Source organism: Acinetobacter sp. NIOH-H-8 (genome assembly GCF_046635365.1).
Classification (GTDB): domain Bacteria; phylum Pseudomonadota; class Gammaproteobacteria; order Pseudomonadales; family Moraxellaceae; genus Acinetobacter.
This window is the reverse complement of sequence record NZ_JBHDVN010000199.1, coordinates 1-447: the sequence shown is the minus strand read 5'-3', so window position 1 is coordinate 447 and position 447 is coordinate 1. Positions and strand designations below refer to the sequence as shown.

Sequence of the window (447 nt, the reverse complement as noted above, 5' to 3'; positions counted from 1 at the left end):
ATATTACAGTTAATAGGGTTTAGTGAACGTAGTTAAAAATAAAAGGCATCACGGTGGTGAATAATGCCGCTTTCGGCCAGGCCGGATTAATCGCCGTCAATTCAGCGCGAGCAGATTCATATTGCGCAACCTCCCCGAGTCCCGCGGACGCCAGCATCGCCACCATCAGGCATTTTTCTTTATGCTGCTGTTGTAAATCGCCATACAGCGACAACAGGTCAGGTTGTGAAACAGCAAAGAAATCCGCCTCAATACTGGTTTTCGCCATCTCTTGCGCCCACTGTTTCATTTCACTAAACAGTTGCTGTGCGGTTTGCTGTTCACCCAGCAGTCGCAGCGCCATTCCTTGCCAGAAGAGATAATCAACCGGCTGATCGTTGTAATAACTGTGGATGTTAATGGTGCGATCGCCGGTCGCCGCCAGACGTAAACAACGCATCGCTTCAG

1 protein-coding gene is annotated in these 447 nt (G+C 49.4%); it reads right to left on the bottom strand.

Annotated elements, in window-relative coordinates:
* Positions 1-19: 19 nt before the first annotated feature.
* The coding region (locus ACEWB7_RS17785) for a hypothetical protein (RefSeq protein ID WP_411581058.1) at positions 20-447 on the bottom strand (428 nt) is incomplete at its 5' end.